This is a genomic window from Streptomyces sp. NPDC060031, assembly GCF_042736805.1.
GTDB lineage: Bacteria > Actinomycetota > Actinomycetes > Streptomycetales > Streptomycetaceae > Streptomyces.
In genome coordinates, this window is sequence record NZ_JBHWVM010000028.1 from 41365 (window position 1) to 63320 (window position 21956).

Annotated in this window: 16 protein-coding genes; 10 read left to right on the plus strand and 6 right to left on the minus strand. The window is 70.4% G+C overall.

Annotated features, from left to right (window positions below; translation table 11 throughout):
• Positions 1 to 152: 152 nt before the first annotated feature.
• From ACFWB8_RS15415 to pip, 3 genes are read left to right on the plus strand one after another with little or no spacing between them, the layout of a single operon-like run.
• The gene (locus tag ACFWB8_RS15415; protein WP_385226148.1) at positions 153 to 962 is read left to right on the plus strand and encodes a hypothetical protein; all 810 of its coding nucleotides are present in this window, start codon (positions 153 to 155) and stop codon (positions 960 to 962) included.
• A complete protein-coding gene (locus tag ACFWB8_RS15420; RefSeq protein ID WP_385226150.1) occupies positions 959 to 1942 on the plus strand; it encodes an exonuclease SbcCD subunit D in 984 nt (327 codons plus the stop codon). The genes ACFWB8_RS15415 and ACFWB8_RS15420 overlap by 4 nt, the downstream gene beginning before the upstream one ends.
• A gap of 10 nt (positions 1943 to 1952) precedes the next feature.
• The gene (gene pip / locus ACFWB8_RS15425; protein ID WP_385226152.1) at positions 1953 to 2954 is read left to right on the plus strand and encodes a prolyl aminopeptidase; all 1002 of its coding nucleotides are present in this window, start codon (positions 1953 to 1955) and stop codon (positions 2952 to 2954) included.
• 25 nt (positions 2955 to 2979) lie between these two features.
• Here the strand turns inward: pip and ACFWB8_RS15430 are convergent, their stop codons facing one another.
• The 6 genes from ACFWB8_RS15430 to ACFWB8_RS15455 all read right to left on the minus strand — a co-directional run bounded on the left by ACFWB8_RS15430 (position 2980) and on the right by ACFWB8_RS15455 (position 11591).
• On the minus strand, positions 2980 to 4527 hold the full coding sequence (locus ACFWB8_RS15430) for a molybdopterin-dependent oxidoreductase (RefSeq protein WP_385226216.1): 1548 nt from the start codon (positions 4525 to 4527) through the stop codon (positions 2980 to 2982).
• 127 nt (positions 4528 to 4654) lie between these two features.
• The gene (locus ACFWB8_RS15435; RefSeq protein ID WP_385226154.1) at positions 4655 to 5836 is read right to left on the minus strand and encodes an oxygenase MpaB family protein; all 1182 of its coding nucleotides are present in this window, start codon (positions 5834 to 5836) and stop codon (positions 4655 to 4657) included.
• Positions 5837 to 5949: 113 nt separating this feature from the next.
• Entirely contained in the window at positions 5950 to 6984 is a 1035-nt protein-coding gene (locus ACFWB8_RS15440; RefSeq protein WP_385226156.1) for a polyprenyl synthetase family protein, read from the minus strand.
• A complete protein-coding gene (locus ACFWB8_RS15445) occupies positions 6977 to 7318 on the minus strand; it encodes a hypothetical protein (RefSeq protein ID WP_385226158.1) in 342 nt (113 codons plus the stop codon). The genes ACFWB8_RS15440 and ACFWB8_RS15445 overlap by 8 nt, the downstream gene beginning before the upstream one ends.
• Before the next feature lie 233 nt (positions 7319 to 7551).
• Positions 7552 to 9867 (minus strand): alpha-N-acetylglucosaminidase, encoded by a 2316-nt coding sequence (locus tag ACFWB8_RS15450; protein ID WP_385226160.1) that lies wholly within the window; start codon positions 9865 to 9867, stop codon positions 7552 to 7554.
• Between the two features lie 23 nt (positions 9868 to 9890).
• Positions 9891 to 11591: a ricin-type beta-trefoil lectin domain protein gene (locus ACFWB8_RS15455; RefSeq protein ID WP_385226162.1), complete on the minus strand. Its 1701-nt coding sequence runs from the start codon at positions 11589 to 11591 to the stop codon at positions 9891 to 9893.
• A 171-nt stretch (positions 11592 to 11762) separates the two neighbouring features.
• Between ACFWB8_RS15455 and ACFWB8_RS15460 the strand changes: the two genes are divergently transcribed.
• From ACFWB8_RS15460 to ACFWB8_RS15490, 7 genes are all read left to right on the plus strand, one after another.
• Positions 11763 to 12404, plus strand: coding sequence for a TetR/AcrR family transcriptional regulator (locus ACFWB8_RS15460; RefSeq protein WP_385226164.1), 642 nt, complete (start codon positions 11763 to 11765; stop codon positions 12402 to 12404).
• Positions 12405 to 12594: 190 nt separating this feature from the next.
• Positions 12595 to 13269 carry a TnsA-like heteromeric transposase endonuclease subunit gene (locus tag ACFWB8_RS15465; RefSeq protein ID WP_385226166.1) on the plus strand — a complete coding sequence of 225 codons (675 nt, stop codon included), beginning with the start codon at positions 12595 to 12597 and terminating at the stop codon, positions 13267 to 13269.
• A complete protein-coding gene (locus ACFWB8_RS15470; RefSeq protein ID WP_385226168.1) occupies positions 13266 to 15452 on the plus strand; it encodes a helix-turn-helix domain-containing protein in 2187 nt (728 codons plus the stop codon). The genes ACFWB8_RS15465 and ACFWB8_RS15470 overlap by 4 nt, the downstream gene beginning before the upstream one ends.
• A complete protein-coding gene (locus tag ACFWB8_RS15475) occupies positions 15449 to 16579 on the plus strand; it encodes an AAA family ATPase (protein ID WP_385226170.1) in 1131 nt (376 codons plus the stop codon). The genes ACFWB8_RS15470 and ACFWB8_RS15475 overlap by 4 nt, the downstream gene beginning before the upstream one ends.
• The gene (locus ACFWB8_RS15480; RefSeq protein WP_385226172.1) at positions 16576 to 19119 is read left to right on the plus strand and encodes a TniQ family protein; all 2544 of its coding nucleotides are present in this window, start codon (positions 16576 to 16578) and stop codon (positions 19117 to 19119) included. The genes ACFWB8_RS15475 and ACFWB8_RS15480 overlap by 4 nt, the downstream gene beginning before the upstream one ends.
• A 406-nt stretch (positions 19120 to 19525) precedes the next feature.
• Positions 19526 to 20641 (plus strand): hypothetical protein, encoded by a 1116-nt coding sequence (locus ACFWB8_RS15485; RefSeq protein ID WP_385226174.1) that lies wholly within the window; start codon positions 19526 to 19528, stop codon positions 20639 to 20641.
• 117 nt (positions 20642 to 20758) lie between these two features.
• Positions 20759 to 21527, plus strand: a protein-coding gene (locus ACFWB8_RS15490; RefSeq protein WP_385226218.1) for an IS5 family transposase whose coding sequence is annotated in 2 segments (ribosomal slippage) — positions 20759 to 21229 and positions 21231 to 21527 — 768 coding nt in all. Because the reading frame shifts where the segments join, the coding sequence is not laid out codon by codon here.
• Positions 21528 to 21956 lie beyond the last annotated feature (429 nt).

Below are 21956 nucleotides of genomic sequence, written 5' to 3' on the forward strand. Positions count from 1 at the left end.
CGGGACGACGACATGCGAGGGATGTCCGGATAACCCGTTTAATGTAAGGCGCCGGTGCCCCCGGAGTTGAGGGCCATCCGGGTGGCGTGGCCGCGGTCCCGGGGTAGGTTCGTAGTCCGTGCGTCCGGACGACGACGCCCGCTCGACCACCCATGGAGGACGCCCTGCTTCGCCGGATCAGCCACGGGGCGTACCAGGTCAAGCTCCTGATCGACCCGTGCCGCGTACTGGACGCCGGCGGGACGCCGCTCGAGCGGGCCGTCGTCGCGCTCCGCCTCGGCGCGCCCGGCAGCTTCGAGGTCGCCCAGTACCTGGACGACGCCGAGCGGAGCCTCAGCGGCCAGGGCTGGATCCTCCGCATGCGGCGCCACGACGACGAGGGCCGGGTCCGCCTCGCCTACAAGGCGCGCTTCGGCATCGACGGTGACGGCACCGACCCGGCCGCCCTGGCGCGGGCGCTCGAACGGGCGGGCCGCGACGGCTTCGGCGCGGACGGCTGCTTCCGCGCCGCCAGGGTCAATCTCAGCCACGCGCGCGCCACCCTCGACTTCTCCGCCAAACGGCGCGCCCCCGCCCCGTACCTCGCGCCCGGCGAACTCCCCGGCCCCGAGGCCTCCCGCGCCCTTGCCCTGGACCGGCTGCCCGACGGGCTGTGGCAGCGGGCCCAGGCCGCGGCGGCCGGCTCCCTCATCCACGGCCCCGTGCGACAGACCAACCACCCGGGCCGGATCCTGGACCACCCCGTCGAGCTGCAGGTGAGCCGGCTGCGCACCGGGCCCGACGGTGAACGGACCTGGTTCGCGGAGATCACCGCCAAGGCGGGCACCTTCCCCGAGGTCCTGGAGCTCCGCGCCCTGCTGATGGGCAAGCTGCGGGCGGAGGGCTGGCTGCTGGAGCAGGACGCCTTCAAGACCGACCTCATCCTCACCCACCACCGGATGCGCGCGGGCGGGCACCGGTGACGGCGTCCCCGGGCAGCCGCATACGCGTGGCCCACCTGGCCGACCTGCACATCGGCTCCCTCCTCCACGGGCTGGAGGACTACCCGGGCGCCCCGGAGATAGACCCGCGCGCGGCCCCGTACGAAGCGCTGCGCGCGGCAGCCGACCGGATCACCGCGGGCGGCTACGACGCGGTGCTCGTCGCCGGGGACGTCTTCGACCGGAGCCACTCGGACATCCGCGCGCTGGCCGCCTTCCAGGAAACCCTCGGCGCCTTCCACGAGGCGGGGCTGGCGACCGTGGTCGTCTCGGGCAACCACGACGCCGAGACCCCGCTGCCGGCCAAGCTGCTGCTGCCGCCCTCGGCCCGCTGGCTGGCGGCGGACGCCCCCGAGTCGGTGTTCTGGCCGGACCTCGGGATCACGGTCCACGGCCAGTCGGTGGGGGACGGCGACGAGAGGCGCGACCTCGCGGCCGGCTATCCCCGCCGCATCCCCGGGACCGTGAACATAGGTCTCCTGCACACCAGCCTGCACGGTGCCTGGAGCCGCCGGACCTGCGCGCCGACCACCGTGCGCACGCTGGAGGCGGCCGGGTACGACCACTGGGCCCTGGGCCACGTGCACCACCGGCTGGCCCCCGCCGCCGGCCTGAGCGCCGCGTACGCGGGCAACACCCACGGCCGCGGCCCCGACGAGCCGGGCGGCCGCGGTTTCGCGGAGCTGCTGATCGAGGCGGACGGCCGGATCGAGGTACGGGAGGTGCACACCGCGCCGGTGCGCTACGAAACCCTCCACCTGCCCGACGGTGCGGCCGCCGAGGCCGCCGTCCGCGCACAGTTCGCCGCCGTCGCCCCGCCCGAGCCCTCGGGCGCCGTGATCTGGACGGTGCCCGGCCCCACCAGCCCCGACCTCCTGCACCTGGCCCGCGAACTGGCCGGCCCCCGGGCCATGGTCCGCGGCGCGGCCGCGGCCGTACCGGCCCCGAGGAACCATCGATGAGGAACTGCCGATGACCAGCGCGTACGCACTGCACCCGCCGATCGAGCCGTACGCCTCGGGGATGCTCGACGTCGGCGACGGAAACCTCGTGTACTGGGAGGAATCCGGCAACCCCGCCGGCAAACCGGCCCTCGCCGTGCACGGCGGCCCCGGCTCCGGTTCCGGACCCGGCTGGCGGCGGTACTTCGATCCCGCCCGCTACCGGATCGTCCTCTTCGACCAGCGCGGATGTGGGCGCAGCACCCCGCACGCGGGCGACCCCGCCGCCGACCTGGCGCACAACACCACCGCGCACCTGATCGCCGACATGGAGCGGCTGCGCGAACACCTCGGCATCGGCGGCTGGCTGCTGCTCGGTGGGTCCTGGGGGTCCACGCTCGCCCTCGCGTACGCCGAGGCGCACCCGCGGCGCGTCACCGAGATCGTCCTCACTGGGGTGACCACCACCCGGCGCTCGGAGATCGACTGGCTCTACCGCGGGGCCGGGCGGTTCTTCCCCGAGTCCTGGGAACGGTTCGCCGCCGGGGCCGGGGCGGGAGCCGGCGCCGCCGAGGCCGACGGGGATCTCGTCGGGGCGTACGCCCGGCTGACGAACCATCCCGACCCGGCCGTCCGGCAGCGGGCCACCCTCGACTGGTGCGACTGGGAGGACGCCGTCCTGTCCGGCGAGACCCGGGGAGCCTCCCGGCCGTACGGTGACCGGCCGCCCGCCGCGCGGCTGGCCCTCGTACGGATCTGCGCCCACTACTTCGCCCACGGCGCGTGGCTGGAGGAGGGCGCCCTGATCCGCGACGCGCACCGGCTGGCCGGGATCCCGGGGGCGCTGATCCACGGCCGGCTCGACATGGCCGCGCCGCTCGACACGGCCTGGGAGCTCGCCCGCGCCTGGCCGGACGCCGAGCTGATCGTCGTGGAGGAGGGCGGACACCTGGGCGACGACGAGTCGAGGGCGCACGCGCTCAGGGCGATCGACCGGTTCGCGCGCGACGGCCGCCCGGCCCCGGCCCCCTGACCGGGGGACCGGTCGGCGGCCCGTCTCACGCCGGATTCACGCGCACCGGGACCGAGTGCCATCCGGTCGCCCCGTCGGGGACCGTTCCGGCGCGTTCACCCGTCTGGACGGCGCCCCCGCGGTCGGTGGCCCGGACCTCCAAGGTGTGCCGGCCGGGGGTCGCCTCCCACTGCCACACCCACTGGCGCCAGGTGTCGTCGCCGTCCGCGTCCCCCAGCCGCGCCTCCCGCCACGGGCCGCCGTCCACCCGTACCTCGACCCGGGAGATCCCCCGGTGCTGCGCCCACGCCACCCCGGCGACCGCCACCCGGCCGGCCGCGAGTTCGGCGGACGCCCGCGGGGTGTCGATGCGCGACTGGGTCTTGACCGGGGCCCGCGCGGCCCAGGACCGGCGCACCCAGTACGCGTCGTACGCGTCGAAGGTGGTCAGCCGCAGCTCGCGCAGCCACTTGCAGGCCGACACGTACCCGTACAGGCCCGGTACGACCATCCGTACGGGGAAACCGTGGGCGAAGGGGAGCGGCTCTCCGTTCATCCCGACGGCCAGCAGTGCCTCCCGGCCGTCCATGACGGCCTCGACGGGGGTGCCCAACGTCATCCCGTCGACGGAGCGCGCCACCAGCTGGTCGGCGGGTCCGCCCCGGGACGGCGGGCGGACCCCGGCCTCGCGGAGCAGATCGGCGAGGCGTACGCCGAGCCAGCGGGCGTTGCCCGCGTACGGGCCGCCGACCTCGTTGGACACGCAGGTGAGGGTGATGTCGTGCTCGACCAGCGGGCGGGCGAGCAGCTCCCGCAGGTCGAGGGTGAGGGGCCTGGTGACCCCCTCGCCGTGGATGCGCAGCCGCCAGGTGTCCGCGTCCACGCGCGGGACGACCAGGGCGGTGTCCACGCGGTAGAAGTCCCGGTTGGGGGTGAGGAACCGCGACGCACCGGGCACCCGAAGATCGGCCCCGGCCGGCACCGGCGGCGCGGGCACCGCGGGCGGCGGCAGGACGAAGTCCGCCCGGGAGGCCGTCGCCCCCGCCGAGCCGAAGGCGCCCAGGCGCCGCCCTGCGAAGCCCGCCGCGGCCGAAACCGCCAGGGTGGCGGCGACCAGCCGTCCGAAGCCGCGCCGGTCCATCGCCCAGGCACCGCCGGGCGGGGCGTAGCTCGGCCGGGGCCGGTTCAACGCCGTGACCAGTAGATACAGCACCCCGGCCGCGACCGCCCCGCCCACCAGTGACGGCAGCGCGTCCCGCCAGGTCGCCTCCGGGCGGCTGAGCGCGGCCACCGCGCCGACGGCCCCGAAGCAGCCGGCCAGTGCGATGCCCGCGGGGAGCCGGCGTACGGCGAGCAACCCGGCCAGTACGGCGACCGTGCCGAGGACCGCGACGATCCCGAGGCTGAGCACCAGCTTGTCCGCGACGCCGAACTGGCGGATCGCCCACTCCTTGACCGCCACCGGGGTACGGTCCACCACGGCCCCGCCGACTGCGGTGACCGGGGAGGACTCGGGCCGGACGGCCGCCGCGGTCAGCTCGGCCAGCGCCAGTCCGGCGAGGGCGGCGACCAGCCCGCTGACGGCGCCGGCCAGGCGGAGCCGCCGGTCGGCGGGTCGTGCCGGGCGGGTCGGTCGCGGCGGTCGCGACGATTGCGCTGGTCGTTCCGGTTGTTCCGGTTGTGCCTTCACACGGCCAGTGTGACCCGCCCCGGCGCCGCCGTCAGTGCACGGGAGCCGGCGGCACCCAGCGCCCGGTGCGCGGCGCCTTCACCCCGTACTCGGTCTTCAGCTCCGCGGGGATGGCGTGGTGCATCACCCGGCCCCGGGTCAGCGCGGACAGTTCGAAGCCGGCCAGCAGCGAGCCCGCCTTGTCGAGCGCCCACTCCGCGAAGGGGCTGCTGTCCTCGATGGTCTCCAGCAGTCCGAGGAAGACGGGCACGGCCTTCGCCGCGGTGTCCCAGGGGCTGCGCGGGATCTCCAGCCAGTCGGCGATCGTGTCGCCGACGAGGTGGCGGACGGTGGCGGGCACCATCGGGTCGAACAGGGTGCCCGGCACGACGTCCTCGTACATCCGCATCAGCTGGGCGTTCAGCTTGACCCCCTCGGGGGAGGGGCCGAGGTTGCGCAGCAGGTAGAGGTCGCAGTAGTCGCGGGCCTCGGTCAGGTTCTGCGGTACGGCCGACATGTCGCAGCCCAGCATGGAGCCGACGACCCGCCACGCGTAGAAGTAGGCCTCCGCCCCGTCCTCGCTCATGTGGATGCCGAGCCGGTGCATGGCGTCCAGGACGAGCAGCGAGAAGCAGATCTGACCCCCGATCATGTCTTCCTGGCAGATGGGCAGTCCGTCCTTCTCGATGTCCCAGTGGCCGCCCTCGCGCAGGTGGTGGCGTACCGCCGCGTGCAGCAGCCGCACCTTCTGCGCGGCGGGGATGAACTTGCTGCCCTCGGCGAAGGAGTTGGTCTGCATCAGGTACGTGACGAACTGGCCGGTGTTGGCCATGCGCCGCGAGGGGTACGCGAGCGAGTGCGTGGAGGAGAGCAGCCGCGAGAGCCGGGGAATGGCGTAGGTCGCGGGCATCGCCGAGAAGGACAGGCCGGTGTTGATGTGGGCCGCGTTGTCCATGAAGAACAGCCGGGCCTGCTCCATGATGTCCCAGTCCACCCAGCTCGGCGGCATGGCGGTGGCCTCGAAGTACGAGGCGGCCGCGGCCGGCAGCTTCTCCGGGAGCTTGTCCCCCGTGGTGCTGAAGAACCGCATCAGGGTGTTGAGGTCGCCCACCTCCTTGCGGCGGAACATCGTCGCGACGGTCTCGTCCGCGAGCGGATCCCCCTGGGTGCGCAGCGTGTCGAGGTCGGCGTCGCTGTAACGGGGCTTCGGGGGAGCGGTATTGGTGGCGTTCACGTCATTCCTCGTTCTTCGGGATGCTCAAAGTCGTACGCGGCGGCGGGGCGCGGCGGCCGCGGCGCTCGTGGCGGGCCTCAGCGGCCTCAGCGGCTTCAAGGGCCTCAGCGGCGTCACCGCGACCGGTCGGCCGCCGTGCCGGCCAGCTCGCACAGGGCGGACCGCGCCTCCGCCGGCATCGATACGGTGGCCAGCGCATCGGTGGCGCGGACGATCCGCTCCCCGATCATGTCCTCGACCTGCTGCCGGGCCCCGCACCGCTCCATCAGCTCCCGTACCGAGGCGGCCTCCTCGGCGCCCAGCTCGGGATTGCCGACGAGCTTGGCGAGCAGCCGGCGGTCGTCCTCGCCGGCCGCCGCGAGGGTCAGGGCGAGCAGCGCGGTGGGCTTGCCGTCCCGCAGGTCGTCGAGGTTCGACTTGCCGGTCCTGGCCGGGTCGCCGAAGGTCCCCAGCAGGTCGTCGCGGAGCTGGAACGCTTCGCCGAGCGGCAGCCCGTACGCGGAGAAGGCCTCCAGCAGGGCGCGCGGCCCGCCGCCGAGGGTGGCTCCGAGGTGCAGGGGCCGCTCCACGGTGTACTTGGCCGTCTTGTAGCGGCACACCTCCAGGGACTCCGAGACCTGCGGCTCCCGCGTCGCACGCGCGTCGGTGCGCAGCACTTCGAGGAACTCGCCGGCCATGGTCTCGCGCAGCAGCGTGGACCACAGCGGCACGGTCCGTGCGAGATAGGCCCCGGGCAGCCCGCAGGAGGTGAAGAGGTGGCCCGCGTAGCCCATCAGCAGATCGCCGAGGATCATCGCGAGCGCGGTGGAGCGCTGCCCCGCGGCGGCGAAGGCGGCGTGCGCGGTGAGCTGCCCGTGCCGCATCCGGCTGTCGTCGATGATGTCGTCGTGCGTGCAGGCCGCCGCGTGCACGAGCTCCATCGCGGCCGCGGCCCGGATCACGCCCTCGCAGTCGGGCTGGCCGGCCGCCCGCCAGCCCCAGTACAGGAAGGCGGCCCGGATGCGCTTCCCGTAGGCCAGGGAGCGGCGCAACTGCTCGGACAGCGGGGAGAGTTCGACGTTCAGCCCCAGCAGGGCGCGCTCCTCCTCGTCCGCCAGCCGGACCAGCACCTCGTCGATGCGGTCCTTGAAGCCGGTGTGGTCATGCACGGGGGTGACCGGCCCTCTCCGCGGCCCGGCGGGCCATGGTCTCGAGGTAGTTCTCGGAGCCCGCCCCGACTCTGCTGGTGGCCAGCTCCCCGCGCTTGCGCAGCTCGACCACCCCATCGGTGAGCAGTTCCCGCAGGTCGGAGCGGCGCATCACGTCCTGGGCCTTGTCGGCGGACTGACGTAACTGGTCAAGCGCCAGATCGGCGACCCCGGCGGCGAGGAGGGTCAGCAGCTCCAGCGTCGCGGAGGGGTTGAACCCTCCCTCGGCCGGCGCGGCCTTGGGCGCGGCGGTCGACGAGGCGGCCTCGGGCCGCCCCTGTTCGGTCTCGGACATGCTCGGACACTCCTACGGGAGGGCACGACGGCTGCGCACCGTCATGGCGTCGGAAGGGACGGCAGCCGGATCGCACCCCGGCGGCCGCCCCTGATCGTCCGGGCCAGTGAACCGAGTGCCCGCCCCCGGCGACGAACCGCTGCGGGTCTTCTCCCCCGCACGGGTACCGAGATTCCCACGGGAGGGTGACGATCACCGCATGATGTGATCGCCACCGCGTCCGGTGCGGTACGTCAGTTGGCCGCGGGGAGCGAGGCGGCGACCTGCGCCGCCAGGGCGTACGGATCCCCCGTGGGCCGGTCCGGGTGCCGGGTGGTGCGCCGCGCCCACTCCTCCTCGAATGCGTGCCAGTCGATCGCGCGGGGCGCGGCCCGCCGGACCAGCGCCTCCTCCAGCGACGCGAAGTGGGCCGCCCACCGCCTCGCGTACAACTCGGAGACCAGGCCGCTCCATTCACGGTTGGCGTAGTCGTGCAGGAAGCCGCCCTCGCTCGTGCTCTGCCGGCCCCACACGCTCAGGACCGAGCGCGCGTCGTACTCGTACCGGTCCTGCTCGGCGCCGTCCGCGCCCCGGGAGCGGGCCGCGGCCAGCCAGCCGCCGAGCAGGAAGTTCGGGTCGGATCCGACGAGCGCGTCCAACTGCCGCTCCCTGGAGGCCCAGTCGGCGATGAGCCGGCGGAAGAGGGGCAGGTCCTTGGCCTCGTACGCCGCCTTGATCTTCGGCAGCAGCACCCGCGAATGGTTGGCCAGGGCCTGCCGGGCCGTGTCCACCAGGTCGAAGCGGTAGGCACTGGAGCCGCGCAGCGCCGGATCCACCTTGAGCAGGTGGTCCAGGGCCCGTCGTACCGATCCGGCCGGGTAGCGCATGGACTTGGGGCTCCAGTACGCCGCCCCCGCCGCCGCCAGGTCCGGCCGGGCGGTGAACAGGCTGTCCTGGGACTCCGACCACAGCCCCGACGAGGTGCTGTACGGACCCTTGCGCAGCTCCTCCCAGGCGGCCGCCGAGGCGGGGTCGGCGCGACCGTAGCGCCGCTGGGCGAAGCGGGCGAACCAGGCGCGCTGGTCGACGGGGCCGGGCTCCCACGCCAGGTCCGTGAACAGGTCGAAGGCCGCCGGATTGGTCCCGGTGCCCTCCGGGAGGTAGGCGATGCCGGTCAGCGCACTGTCCGGCTTCGCCCGCCAGGAACCGAACCGGTCGATCCACACCGAGGTGTTCGCGCCGATCGTCGTGTGTCCGCCGAAGTTGTAGATGCTGCCCATCGCGTACGGGGCGCCGCCCCAACGGGTCTCCCGGTCGAGGCGGTTGTACCGGTCGGACAGCCCGTCCAGGATCAGCAGCCGCGAGGTGTCCACCCCGGCGAGCAGCTCCTTCGTCGGGTCGTCCTGCCAGCCCAGCACCGCCCACAGCGAGCCCGGGTGCGCGGCGTCCAGTGCCGACTGCACCGCGCCCGCCGCCGATCTCACGTCCACCGCCCCGGTCCGGCCGCCCTCGTGCAGCGGGCTCATCCGGTACATCGCGCTGTCGCCGAAGACAGCGCGCTGCTCCCGGTAGTACGCGGCGGCCAGCTTCCCGAACGCCGCCGAGTTCGGGTCCAGCCAGTCCGGCCGGTCGAAGCCCGCCCAGTCGCCCTGCGGGACCGTGGCCGCGCCCGGATTGCGCGCCGAGAAGCGGGGCGGCACGGTGCCGAAGTAGCCCGGCAGCACCGGCGTCATGCCCAGCGCGCGCAGCTGCTCCGCGATCCGCCCGCCCAGCTCGGCGCGCTCGCGCATCAGCCGTTCGGTGACCGGGCCGCCGAAGCCGCTCAGGTTCTGCAGCAGCCACCAGCTCTGGTGGGCGGGGCCGGGGATCCACTCCCGCAGCTCCTCGGCGGAGTAGCCGAATTCCTGGAGCGCCCGGTAGTACGGATATTCGGCGCCGACCTGCACGAACACCTCGTTGATGCCGTGCAGGGCGAGCAGGTCGATCTGGCGCTGGTGTTCCTCGAAGGAGCGGTAGGGGCCGGAGTACCCGTCGTCGGTGTCGTTGAGCGCGTACCGGTGCGGGACCAGCGCGCTGCGGGTGACCGGCTCGGGGACCCGCGGCAGTTCGGCGGGCAGCATGGAGACGCTGTCGCCGGGCCAGCCGATGTCGGCGCCCGCGATGTGCTGGAGGTACCAGCCGACCCCGGTGAGCAGGGTGGCGCCGGTGGAACCCCGGACCGTGATCGCGCCGGCCACCCCGGACACGGTGAAGGTGTCGGCCCCGGCTGCCGTGTCCGGTACGAGGGTGAACTGCGCGGCGTGCCGGGGCAGCAGCCGCTCCAGCGCGGCCCGCGCGGGCCCGGTGTCGAAGGTCCGCGGTTTCGGCGCGGCCCGCGCGTGCGTCCGTACGGCGCCTCGCGGTTCGGCGGCGGGCGCCGCGGCTCCGGGCGAGGCGGCTCCCGGGGCGGCCCCCGCGCAGACCAGGGTCAGCAGCGCGGCGGGCAGCACCACGAGGGAGGTGGACAGCCGTCGGGTGGGCAGCCCTCGGGTGGACAGCCGTCGGGTGGACGGGCTCGGGTCGCGTGGCATCGAATTCCTCATCCCCGTGCCCGTCAGACCGGCAGGGCCCAGGCCTGGTCGACCCGGTGGTCACCGCACTCGGCCAGCCGCAGCCGCCCGGCGGGCGCGTCCGGGGTCGCGACCGGTGCCGGAGCGGTCAGGCACAGCCCGCTCGCGTCCTCCACCAGGGCCCCGTCGCGGCGCGGGGTCCAGCCCTGCCCCGGTCGGCGGTGGTCCGCGGCGCAGTCGGCCAGCTCCACCAGGCCTTTCTCGCCCGCCGACAGGCACTCGCCCGCCAGCCGCAGGCTCCCGTCACGCTCCGCGGTCCAGCGCTGGTCGGGGGCGCCGGTGCACCCCGCCATCACGACGGCGCCGACACCGGTGGTGTTGGCCCCGTCGGCGCACCTGACGCCGTCCCCGGTGATCTGGCCGGTGGGTACGGCCTCGGCGCAGCCGTGCGGGGTGAGCCGCCAGACCGCGGTGTCGTGCGCGTCCAGCTTCCCCGTCAACGCGTCGGAGACCTCGCGGCGTTCCCCGTTCCACAGGTTCTTCGCCCCGGCCGTGCAGGCGCCGGTGGCCGCGGTGCGCAGCCCGATCTCGTCGAGCGGCACCCTGATGTCCCGCGCCTTGCCGGACCGGTTGAGCACGGCCACCGCGCGGTCGCCGCCCGCCAGCGGGCGTACCAGGATGTCGAAGGTGGCGTTGGAGGAGACCACCGCGCCCTGCCGGCCCATCGGGTCCTGGTCGAGCCGGATCAGCTCCGTGTTGCCGAGCGCGGCCAGCCCGGCCGGGGAGAGCTCGGAGACCTGGGAGGAGAGGATGAACGGGGCGGCCATCATCGCCCACAGGCCGACCTGGCTGCGGCTCTCGGCCGCGGTGAGCCCGGGGGCGCCCGCGATCAGGAAGTCGGGGTCGTTCCAGTTTCCGGGGCCCGCGTAACGCCCCAGCCAGCGGTTGTAGCCGTAATTGCCCAGGACGGAACTCCACCGCGAGGTGTCCGGGGCGGTCGGCTTGTACACCTTGATGTCCCGGCCCTCGCGCCACAGCTGGCCGGTCTCACCGACCCAGCCGAGCACCTTGTGCCAGTCGGGACCGCCCCACTCGCCCTGCTGGAAGTAGGCGGGCGCGGAGGCGGACAGCACCATGTCCCGGCCGCTCTCGCGCATGGCCTTGGCGACGGAGTTGTACGCGTCGCGGTAAGCCTGCTCCTTGGTCGTGCCCGGGGGCACCCAGAGGTTGCAGCCGTCCATCTTGACGTAGTCGACGTCCCAGGCGGCGAACTGGCGCGCGTCGCGCGCGTAGTGGTCCGGGCCGCCGCCGTCGGGCGCGCCGCTGCCGGGATAGCGCTCGCAGGTGAGGTATCCGGCGTCCTGGTAGATGCCGAACTTCAGCCCCTTGGCGTGCAGGTGGTCGCCGAGCCAGGCCATGCCGTGCGGGAACTTGTCCGTGTCGACGACCAGGTTGCCCTGGTCGTCGCGGCTCCTGGTCATCCAGCAGTCGTCGACGGTCACCGTGTCGTAGCCCTTGGCGGCGAGGCCGGTGGAGACGAGCGCGTCGGCGTTCGCGACGACCTTGGCCTCGTCGATGTCGCACATGTAGTGGGCCCAGTTGTTCCAGCCCATGGGCGGGGTCAGCGCGAGCGGGGTGTCCGAGGTCGCCGTCGGCTCGGCCGCCGCGCGGGCGGGCAAGAGGGACAGGGTGAGCAGGGCGGCCGCGGTCAGGCAGGGGAGCGAGGCGCGCAGGCGAGGCGGCACGGAGTCTCCTAGACGTGGGGAAGACTGTCGACGGCCCAGTGCAGCGGTGTGACTACCCACTGTCAACATAAGTCGCGGATTACTGGCCAATGACCAGCAATATGGGCGTAGTCGGGGTCACACGAAGGGGTTGATACGGCGTACGTTACGCCGTCTGATACGGTGTATCTCATGCCGAGGAGATCAGCCGCCCTGGACCGCGCCACACCCGAGGCGATCGCCGTTGCCGCCCTGCGGATCCTCGACGAACAAGGGCCCGGCGTGCTGAGCTTCCGCGCCCTCGCCGACCGGCTGGAGGTCTCGCACGCCACCGTCCAGCGCCGCTGCGCCGACCTCGCCGGCCTGCTGGACCTCTGCACCGAGCACCTCGCGGCCCAGCTGCCCGAGATCCCGGCCGGAACCGGCTGGGCCGAGGCCACCGAGCTGCGGTTCACCGCCCTCTACCGGCTGCTCACCGCGCACCCCGGACTGCTGGTCCTGCGCGGCGGCCGGCCCTGGCTCGGGCGCCAGCTCCTGGCCCGGCTCGTGGAGCCCGCGCTCGCCGACAGCGTGGCCGCGGGGATGACCCCCGCCGAGGCGATGACCGCGTACCGCCGGATGTACCTGCTGACCCTGGGCAGCGCCGCCTTCGTGGACCACCGCGATCCGGCCGGGGTCACCGCCGCCTCGCGGGCGGCCCTGGCGGCCCTGGACCCGGAGCGGTTCCCGGTCCTCTCCGGCGCTCTGGCCGACGTACTGCCCGCCCTGACCGACCACGAGGTGTACCACGGCGCCCTGCGCCAGCTGATCGAGGCCGCCCGGCCCGCCGCCTGATGGGGTCTAGGTTCCGCGAAACGGTGCGCACTGTACCCATGAGATGCGCACCAGATGCGCATTTCCATGGATCTGTGCGCACCGACTCCGGATGGTAACTAGCTTCCATCGTATGGCCGTTCAGAGTCCAGCTCGGGTACGTGGGAAGTATGAACAGCCGACAGCGTCGGTCCGCTATGACGACGCATCGGTGCGAAAGATTCCGTTCAGGGATCTGCGGTTGGCCGATTTCACTTGGTCGGTGCCGTGGCGGAGGTTCCGCTCCGTTCATGGTCAGGCGCACTACTCGGGTCGGTACGCGTCGGTGACGATGGCCGGACCGGTGGTCTACGAGAGCCGTCTGGAGCTGGCGCGACTTCTGCTGGCGGATATGGATCCCGCAGTACGCGGGATCTATGCCCAGCCGTGCCACATGACGGCCCGGGTCGGGAACTGTGTACGTCGGCATGTGCCGGACTTTCTGCTGGTCATGGAGTCGGGCGTGGTGCGGGTGGTGAACGTCAAGCCGGAGGCTCGGCTCGCCGATCCGAGGATCGCGGAAGCGTTAGCTTGGCCGCGTGAGCTGGTCGAGCGGCACGGTTGGGAGTACGAGATCTGGTCCGGGGAGGACCGCGTGGTCCTGGAGAATGTCCGGTTCCTCGCGGCTTACCGCCGCCCCGGCGTGGTTCCGCGAGCCGATATTGAGCGTGCTTGGGAATGCGTGCAGGACGGGGATCGGCTCGCGGTCGCCGAGCGGCGGCTGGCGGCCGGGCGTCCGGAGCACGAGGTGCGTCCGGCGCTGTTGGCCCTGGTGTGGTCTGGTCGGCTGACCACTGACCTGTCACGCCCGCTGAGTGGCGAGTGGGTTCTTCGGAGGTCCGCGTGAGTGCCTCCTGGACGACGACGCTTCGGCCGGGACTGCCGCTGACCTACGACGGCGAGCAGTTCACGATCGCGGAGATCGAAGGCCGTCGCGTCCTGCTGCAACAGATGTCGGCGGATGGCCGCCCGACGTGGCGGCAGGTCGACTTGTCGGTGCTGCTGGCCCATCCGTCCACGGAGTTCCTGGTGGAGGCCCCACCTGCGGAGCCAGCGGTCGGTGCTGTGCTGGGTGGCCTCAGCACCGCTGAGGACGATGCGCTCACCGCTCGGTTCCGGCACGTCCAAGAGGTTCGCTTTGGCTACCAACTAGGCTCTTGTGAAATGGCGTTGGAAGGTGAGCCACGGGCGGACTATGCGCCGGGGGTGCCGTTGATGCACCGGTACCGGGCGAAGGCCGCAGAGCTTGGAGTCGATCCGGCCACGGTGCGCCGATGGGTGTCCAGGGTCGAGGGGGCTGGACCGGCCGGGCTGGTGAGTCGGCGTCAGCAGCGAAGCGTGCTGGACCGGGCGGATCCGCGCTGGTTGGACATGGCGCGCTCGGTGATCAAGAGGCATGAGAAGTCCAGCCGCCCGGTCCGTGGACTGGTGCTGACGGAGATCGAGGAGCGTCTGGCCAAGGAGCACGGCCGTGGTGTGGTGACCATTCCGGGGCAGACGATGGGGTACGCGCTGCTGAAGGAGCTTGGCCGGGGGACGAATGCGTTCGAGGGCAGTACGAAGGGGAAGCGGTCGATCGCGAACAGCCCGCAGGGGGTCTACGGCAGGCTGCGAGCGACTCGGCCAGGTGAGTACGTGGTGCTGGACACCAACAGTCTGGACGTCTTCGCGATGGAGCCGGTGACATGCCGGTGGGTGCGCTGTGAGCTCACGGTCGCGATGGACCTCTACAGCAGAGTGATCACAGGGCTGCGGTTGACGCCGGTGTCGACGAAGTCGACGGATGTGGCCGGCGTCCTGTTCGAGACGATCCGTCCCCGAGAGGTGGCGGGCGGCGGTGAGCCGCTTCCGTACTGCGGGGTGCCCTCCACCGTGGTGCTGGACGCGGAGAAGCTGGTGGACGCCCACGGCCAGCCGTTGCTGCCGCCCGTCGCCGCGGAGACGATCATCTACGACCACGGCAAGGTCTACGTCTCGAACCACATCGCGAGTGTCTGCGCGAAGCTCGACATTTCCCTGCAGCCGGCCCGTCCGTATACGCCCACCGACAAGCCGGTGGAGCGGTGGTTCAAGACGCTGAACCAGGGACTGCTGGCGGCGCTTCCTGGCTACAAGGGCCCGGACGTGCACAGTCGCGGGGTGAAGGTGGAGGAGGAGGCGTACTTCTTCCTGGACGAGCTCGAGGCGATCATCCGCGAGTGGATCACCTTGGTGTATCACAGGCGGCACCACCGGGGGCTGACAGTCCCCGAGGTCCCGGGCCTGAAGCTGAGCCCGCTGGAAATGTTCGAGCACGGCGTGACCAGGGCAGGGCCATTGCGGATTGCGTCGCGGCCGGGGCTAGCGCTGGAGTTCCTGGAGGAGGAGTGGTGCCCGATCCACCACTACGGAGTGGAAATCAACGGGCTTCGCTACAACGGTGACGCGCTGGAGGGGTACCGCAACCAGATCAGCGGACACCGCGGCGAGCAGGCGGGCAAGTGGCCGGTCGCGGTGGACCGCGCGGACATCAGGAGGATCTACTTCCAGGATCCGCGGTCGCACCTGTGGCACGCGCTGGACTGGGAGCACGCAGCCGCCCTGAACGGCCCGGCCAGCCTGGAGGCGTTGAAGTACGCACGCCGGCTCGCGATCAAGACGCACCGCTTCCCGGACGTCAAACGTGCCCTGGTCGAGCTGCTGGAGCGATGGGGCGCGGGGCTGACCGCGGACCGTACCGAGCGCCGGATGGCGGTGCGGCTCTCGCAGGAGCGGTTGCGGCTGGTCGGCGAGGGCGACATCGAGCTGGGAGACGAGGTCTCCCAGCTGCCGACGGTCAGCCGCATCACCTCGCTGGTGGCACCTGCCGCCGCCAAGAGCGAGGAGTCAGCCGCCGCGCTGGACTCACGAGGGGTGCCGGAGCCCGAGGTGGTGCCAGGCGGGGACGACGACGAGGACCAGGAGTGCGAGGCGCCCTTCCCCGGGGACGGGGCAGCCAGCGGCGTCATCGACGAGGACGACTTCTACGCCGGCATCTGGGACAGCCGGTGATCGGGCCGACGGGGAGCGAGGCCTTCGAAGGTGACGACCGCCAGTACTCGCCCACGCGCCTGGACGGCTGGCTGGAGATGGTCAACGGTCCGGACCGCGTCCAGCCGGAGCGGTTGTCGCGTGCCCAGATGGCCGACCTGTCCCCGCGAGATCTGGTGCGCTACCACGACGGCCGACACGTGTGGCACGCCAACATCGGTCCGATCAAGACGCCGCAGCTCCTCGAGCTCCACGAGAGCCTGTTCGAGATTGTGGGCGCGAATCGCCAGGATGGGTCCAAGGCCAAGCCTGCGGCCCTGCTGGACGCCTATCCGGGGATCGGGAAGAGCACGGCGGCCATGGACTTCGGGCGCGAGTTCTATCGTCAGCAGGTCCTTCTGCGCGGGGAGACGACGGCCGCCGGGCACCGCAGGGTTCCCCTCATCTATGTTGCCCTAAGCGGGAACACGCAGATCCGCGGCCTGAACGCGGCGATCTGCCGGTTCTACAAGCTGCCGGTGACCGGAGACGCCGACACCCTGGCGGAACGTGCGGTGGACGCGGTCCTGACCATGCGTACGTCTGCTTTCGTGATCGACGACATCCACTTCCTGGCCGCTGGGGTCTCGAACTCGGCCAGGATGGTCAACCAGCTGAAGTTCCTGTCCAACACCTTCCCGGTCACACTGATCTACGTCGGTGTCGGCGTGCGCGAGCGGGGGATCCTGAGCGAGGGGCAGTCGCTGAGGAAGTCCCTGCACGCGCAGTTCGGCCGCCGTACGACCCCGTTGACCCTGCTGCCGTTCCAGGTGGAGGACGAACAGGGGCGGCAGGATTTCCGCACGGTCCTGCTAACGATCGAGAAGCAGCTGGTCCTGGCCGACAAGTACCCGGGCATGCTGGCCGACGACCTCGCGGACTACTTCTGGGCCCGCTCCAGCGGCCACTTCGCTTCGCTGATGGCGCTGATCAACCGGGGCTGCTACCGGGCGATCCGCACCGGCCGCGAATGCCTCGATGCGGAACTGATGGACCAGGTCAAGAACGACGCCGCAGCCGAGGAGGCCCGGCTGGACCTGCAGGCGGCGATCCAAGCGGGCCTGCTGTCCTGCAGGCCGCAGTCCGTGATCGGGAGGAAGTCCGCGTGACGCGTTGGACTGCCGACCACATCCCTATCCGGGTGCCTCCGATCCCGGGTGAGGGGCTCGACAGCTGGCTGGAGGCGCTCGCCCGGCGCCTGGCGGTTACTGCGACGGAGCTCCTGCGGTTCATGGGTATGCCCACCGCTCGCCCGCGTCTGATGGTCCGCCAGCTGACGGCATTCGAAAACGAGGTGATCGTCCGCAGAACCGGAGTTGATGCCCGGACCCTGACAGCCATGACGTTGTGGCCCTGGAACGGATCAGTGGTGACCATCGATCCGGAAACCCGCATGATGGGCAGGCCCCCGGCCTGGAGGCATTACGGCACCGACACCCGCCTCTGCCCTACCTGCCTGGAGGAAGACCACGGGCGCTGGCAGCTGACATGGAGGTTGCCTTGGTCCTTCGCCTGCACCCGCCACGGACTCCTCCTACTCGACCGGTGCCCTGGCTGCCTATACTCGCCGGTCGTCAACAGGCCCAACCGCACCCGCCCGGCCCGACCCGGCACCTGCCTCTACGGCGTCGGTACAGGTAAGGCGGTGCGCTGCGGCTATGAGCTCACTCGGGCACCCGCCGTGGCCCTGCCCGGCGGTGGAGCCGTTCTTGCAGCCCAGCGCGAGGTCGATCGAGTGCTGCTGGGAGCCGACCGGGGCACGGATTCGGCGCTGGCACGCGGACAAGAACTCTACGTGCTTGCCCGACACGCACTTAGGGCCGTCCATACCGACCTACCGACGGCCCCGGCTGCCGTTCACGGAGTTCTGGCCGAGTGCGGCGGAACCCTGCCCGCCCTGGCCAAGCGGCAGGAAGCCAACGACGCCCACAACGTCGCGATCGGCACTGCTCTGGCCGCCATCGCCTCGCAGGACCACCATCCAGCTCGCGACGAGGTGTTCACCTGGCTGCTGGCATCCGGCCGACGCCAGCGGGGGCCCAAGACCAACCTGACCGCCAGCGCCGGACAGTGGTCGCTGGCCGGGCCGAAGGTGGCCGCCCGGGTGCTGGCTGACATGGACCCCGAGCTCGGGCTGATGAGCCGGGTCCGTTACGGCTCGGCAACGACCGCACCGGCCATGCCCACGTTGCCCCGCACCCAAGTGTTGCGCCGTGCGGCCGGCACACCGGCCATGCTCTGGCCGACATGGACTATGCAACTGCTGCCGGCAGACGCCACCCGAGCCGACTTCCTTCCGGGTTTTCGCAGAACCTGCGCTTCCATGCTGCTGCTGACAGGCTCGAACGCCTACGACTTCAAGACCGCCTCCGCGTTGCTGGGCAACAACAGCGTCCAGACCAGCAACCGGAAGGCCTTCGATGCCGTGATGGGGGGACAGGATCCGACGAGACTGGCCGCCGCGCTCGCCTCCTTGGCCCGCGCCCTGGACGATTACCCGTCGCCGATCGATTACGAACGGCGACGGGCGACGTTCTCCCAGAGCACGATCGACTTCGACATCGGCGCGTACGCCCAGCTCTGCCGCACGCAGGGCCTGCGGGTCACACCCCGGCAGGTCCATAGGCTCCGCCACCACCTGTTGCACCTCCTGCTCGGTGCCCATCCGGGAGCCGCCTCGCGCGCTCCGAGCTGGTACGCCGAGTTCCACTACCAGCTCCCGGCGGACACCCGCGAGTTCCTCCACCTCCAAGCCGCCGCGAACCTCGCCCGGCACCACATCGCCGAACCAGTCCACTGGGAACCCCCTACACACTGGCTCGACGGGTCACACTGGCCCGGCGTCACCCCTAGGGAGATCGACCAGGAGCGGTTCGCCGAACTGATGGCCGCCGGTCGGGCAGCGCCGGAGGCAGCCGACCTCCTCGGTATTGGCGAGGACCACCTCCGCCTCCACACCGAGGCCACCGCCACCACGGCCCTTCGTCCGGACCCGCCGCGCTCCCGCCACCGGACCCACATCCCGCGCCAGGGCCCCCTGGCCCCGGATCGGCTGCGAGAACTCTACGAAGAGCAGGGCCTCACCCAGCGGGAAATCGCGGCCCTCGCCAAGTGCTCCGCCACCACGATCCGGGCCGCACTGGACGAGGCCAACATCCCAGTGCGCGATGGCTATCCGTCCCTGAACATCGAAGGCATCACCACCCGTGAGTGGCTGGAGAACGAATACGTACACAAGCTGAGGAATTCACCTGATATCGGACGCGAGCTTGGCATCTCCGCGCGGACAGTCCTGACGATGATCGCCAGACTCGGCATCCCACGGCACCCCACTTCCTACTACTCCAGCCCATTCGCCCACCTCGACGTTGTCCTGTCGCCTGCCATGCGGTCCGTCAGCCTGACTAAAAACTGCGTCCAACGCCTTCGCCGCATCGTCCAGCTACCCGGACACCGGAACATCGCTGCGGCGGCGCGTGCTCTGGGCATCGATCACGGCAGCCTTCACAACCAACTCAACCGCACTGAGCGCTCCATAGGCTTTACGGTGATCAAGCGAGTCAGCCCGCTCGCCCTCACGGAGAGAGGATCAGATTTTGTCAGTGAGGCCAGGAAGCTGCTCGAACTACTTGACAAAAACAATCCGTGACGAGCGGTCAGTGCTGGCCGGGCATTCTCGCCACGCTGGTCGGCTCTGTGAGGGTGGAGGTCCCGTCAAAGACCTGGAAGCCGAAAGCCTCGCGGAGTTGGGCACGCTCTGAGGCGCCGTCGTGATCCAGCTGACCCAGGTTGAGCAAGCGTCGTGTCAACGGGGTCAAGCGCTCCGGACGGTACAGGGTCCGAAGTGGGGGCCGACTCCACGAGGGCTTCGGTCTCCAACCAGGTCTGGTCATCATCAGATGCGTGGCCTAAACTCGGATCGCCTTCTTGGAATTTTCGGCATTCTCCTTTTCCGGGCCAGAGGTGCGCGGATCTATTCTTGATGACATGAAAGTAGGGGCGCGGACACTTCCCTTGAATCATCGTCAACGAGTCGCAGTAGCAAGGGGTAGCAGATGGGCGCGGGTACCACCCTTGAAAGCCAGGTCGCGGTGCGGCTCATGGAAAACGATTTCACGTTTGCCCGCCGCTTCCTCGGTAGCGTCTTGGCTGACCCCGAGAATACGCTCATCCCGCTGTACTGCATGAACAACTACATCTCCTTGTTTGTCTACGAGTCGCACAGGGCTCTCAAGGAGATCGACCCGGCGCGAGCGACCCTGCTTAACTATGACAGTGGCGTCACCATCGAGCGGGTGCGGCACACAGTCAAGCTTTTCAAAGACACGGGGCCTAACAAGGGCATGGTCGGTGTCTCGAAGTACTTCGATGACCTGCTGATTGCGTTCCGCCAGCACCTACGAAGCAAAGTTTGGCTGCCGGCAGCTCGGGCGTGGGTGGATGACCTGGGGCTTTGGAGCTATCGGGGTCGGCTGGTAACAACCACTCAGGTAGCCAGCTTCTACCTGGGAGCGACGCCGCAAGACCTGACCGACCCGAAGTCGCTCGGCCTGGCGCTTATGGCTGTAGGTGAGTCCCAGGGCGGCTACGTTGCCCGCTTCCTGGGGACCCTCCCGTGGGAGGGTCCGACGACGTTCGTGAATGCCATGAACCTGGGCGAGATAGAGAACAAGGACGTCAAGACTGAGAAGTATTTCAACGGTGCGTTCGACCCCGCCTTTGATGACGGCATGGTGGGGGCTCTAACGGCCTTTCGGTGCGCCCTTAACTTCCTTGACGTTATGCTCTCGGGTGACACGGACAATGCCTCGGCTGAGACCGTATTCAAGCTCAAGTTCGTCACGCTTTACCAGGTGCTGGCGAGCCTTAGGGAGCTTCAGCGGCATTACGGGGCCAGTGTCACTGGACGGTCGCAGGGAATCCTTGACGCCATACTCGGCCACAGCACGACTGCCCTGATGCTCCAAGGTAATCGTAGGGGCTTCCGTAACACCCTCATCCACTACCAGCCGGCGGCGCGGGCAACCGCGCAACTGTCGCTGAGTCTGCCGCTCTGCGGCCTGGTGGAGGCCTACTACCCCGGCTACGACTTCCCCGCACTGAGCCAGGAGATAGGCGAGCACATCGTGCGCGTGGCCGAGCTCTGCGAGGAGTGGGCACAAAGCAACTAAGAGCTCGTAACACGATCTTGCTGAATGCTCCTGGTCGGTCGTGACAGGTATGACGATTCGACCGTTCGGGATGGTGTGAGTACCCGGCCGTGGATCATGGACGACGACTTGTAGGCTCTGATCGAGCCTCTTCTGCCGCCCTGGCCCGAGCGGTCGCCAGGGCCGCGACCGGTACCGGACCGTGTGTGCCTCCAGGGCATCCTGTACGTGCTCCGCAACGACATCGCCTGGCAACTGCTGCCGCTGGAGCTGGGGTTCGGATCGGGCCAGACCTGCTGGCGAGGCTTGGAGCGGTGGCAGAAGGCCGGGGTCTTCGACCAGCTGCACCGGATCCTGCTCGCCGAACTGAACGCGGCCGGCGAGCTGGACCGGTCCAGAGCGTGCATCGACGGCTCCCACGTCCGCACGAAAAGGGGGGGAGCCGACACCGGTCCGTCGCCGGTCGACCGGCGGAAGACGGGCAGCAAACACCACCTGATCTGCGACGGACGCGGCACCCCGCTGAAGGTCATCACCACCGCGGCCAACGTCAACGACGCCACCCAGACCCTTGCCCTGGTCGCCGGCATCCCGCCCGCCGCAGGCCCGCCCGGGCCAGCCCCGCCAGCGCCCCCAGGCCCTGCTCGGCGACAAGGGCTACGACTCCAACCCCAACCGCCGCGAACTGCGAAAACGGCGGATCCTGCCAGTCATCTCCCGCAGAGGTGCCCCGAACATCCAGGGCATGGGCAAGCTCCGCTACGTCATCGAGCAGACCTTCGCCCTGCTCCACCAGTTCAAACGCCTCGCCGTCCGCTGGGAACGCCGCACCGAACTCCACAACGCCTTCGTCTCCCTCGCCTGCAGTCTCACCTGCTGGAGACACCTCAAGAAACATCGATCATGATCGTGTTAGGAGCTCATACATCAAAACAGGTGATCCCGCTACTCCGAGTGGACTGTCTTCGGTTTCCCGAATCCCATCCTGGGAATATTGGATTATTATATTGCCAGCGAAGCGACGGAGGCCGGAATGTCGACTCCTGGAATTTCCGAGAGCGGCGACCAAGCTGACACCCTGGGAGCCATCCTAGAAAAAAGAGTGCATATTTCACAACAAATGAGAGACGGCGCCTACGCGGAAGCAGCCGAGGTGTGCACGGCACTGATTTCGGAAAACAACTACCATCGCCAGCGCGATCCGGCGAGCCCATTGGCGGCACTCCTGGAAATCCACACCACCGCCCTACACGCCGACCTTGCTTCCTGCAAAATGGCGCTCGGAGATCCAGCCAGCGCATGGGGCTCCCTGGAATTGGCAGAATACACTGCCGGC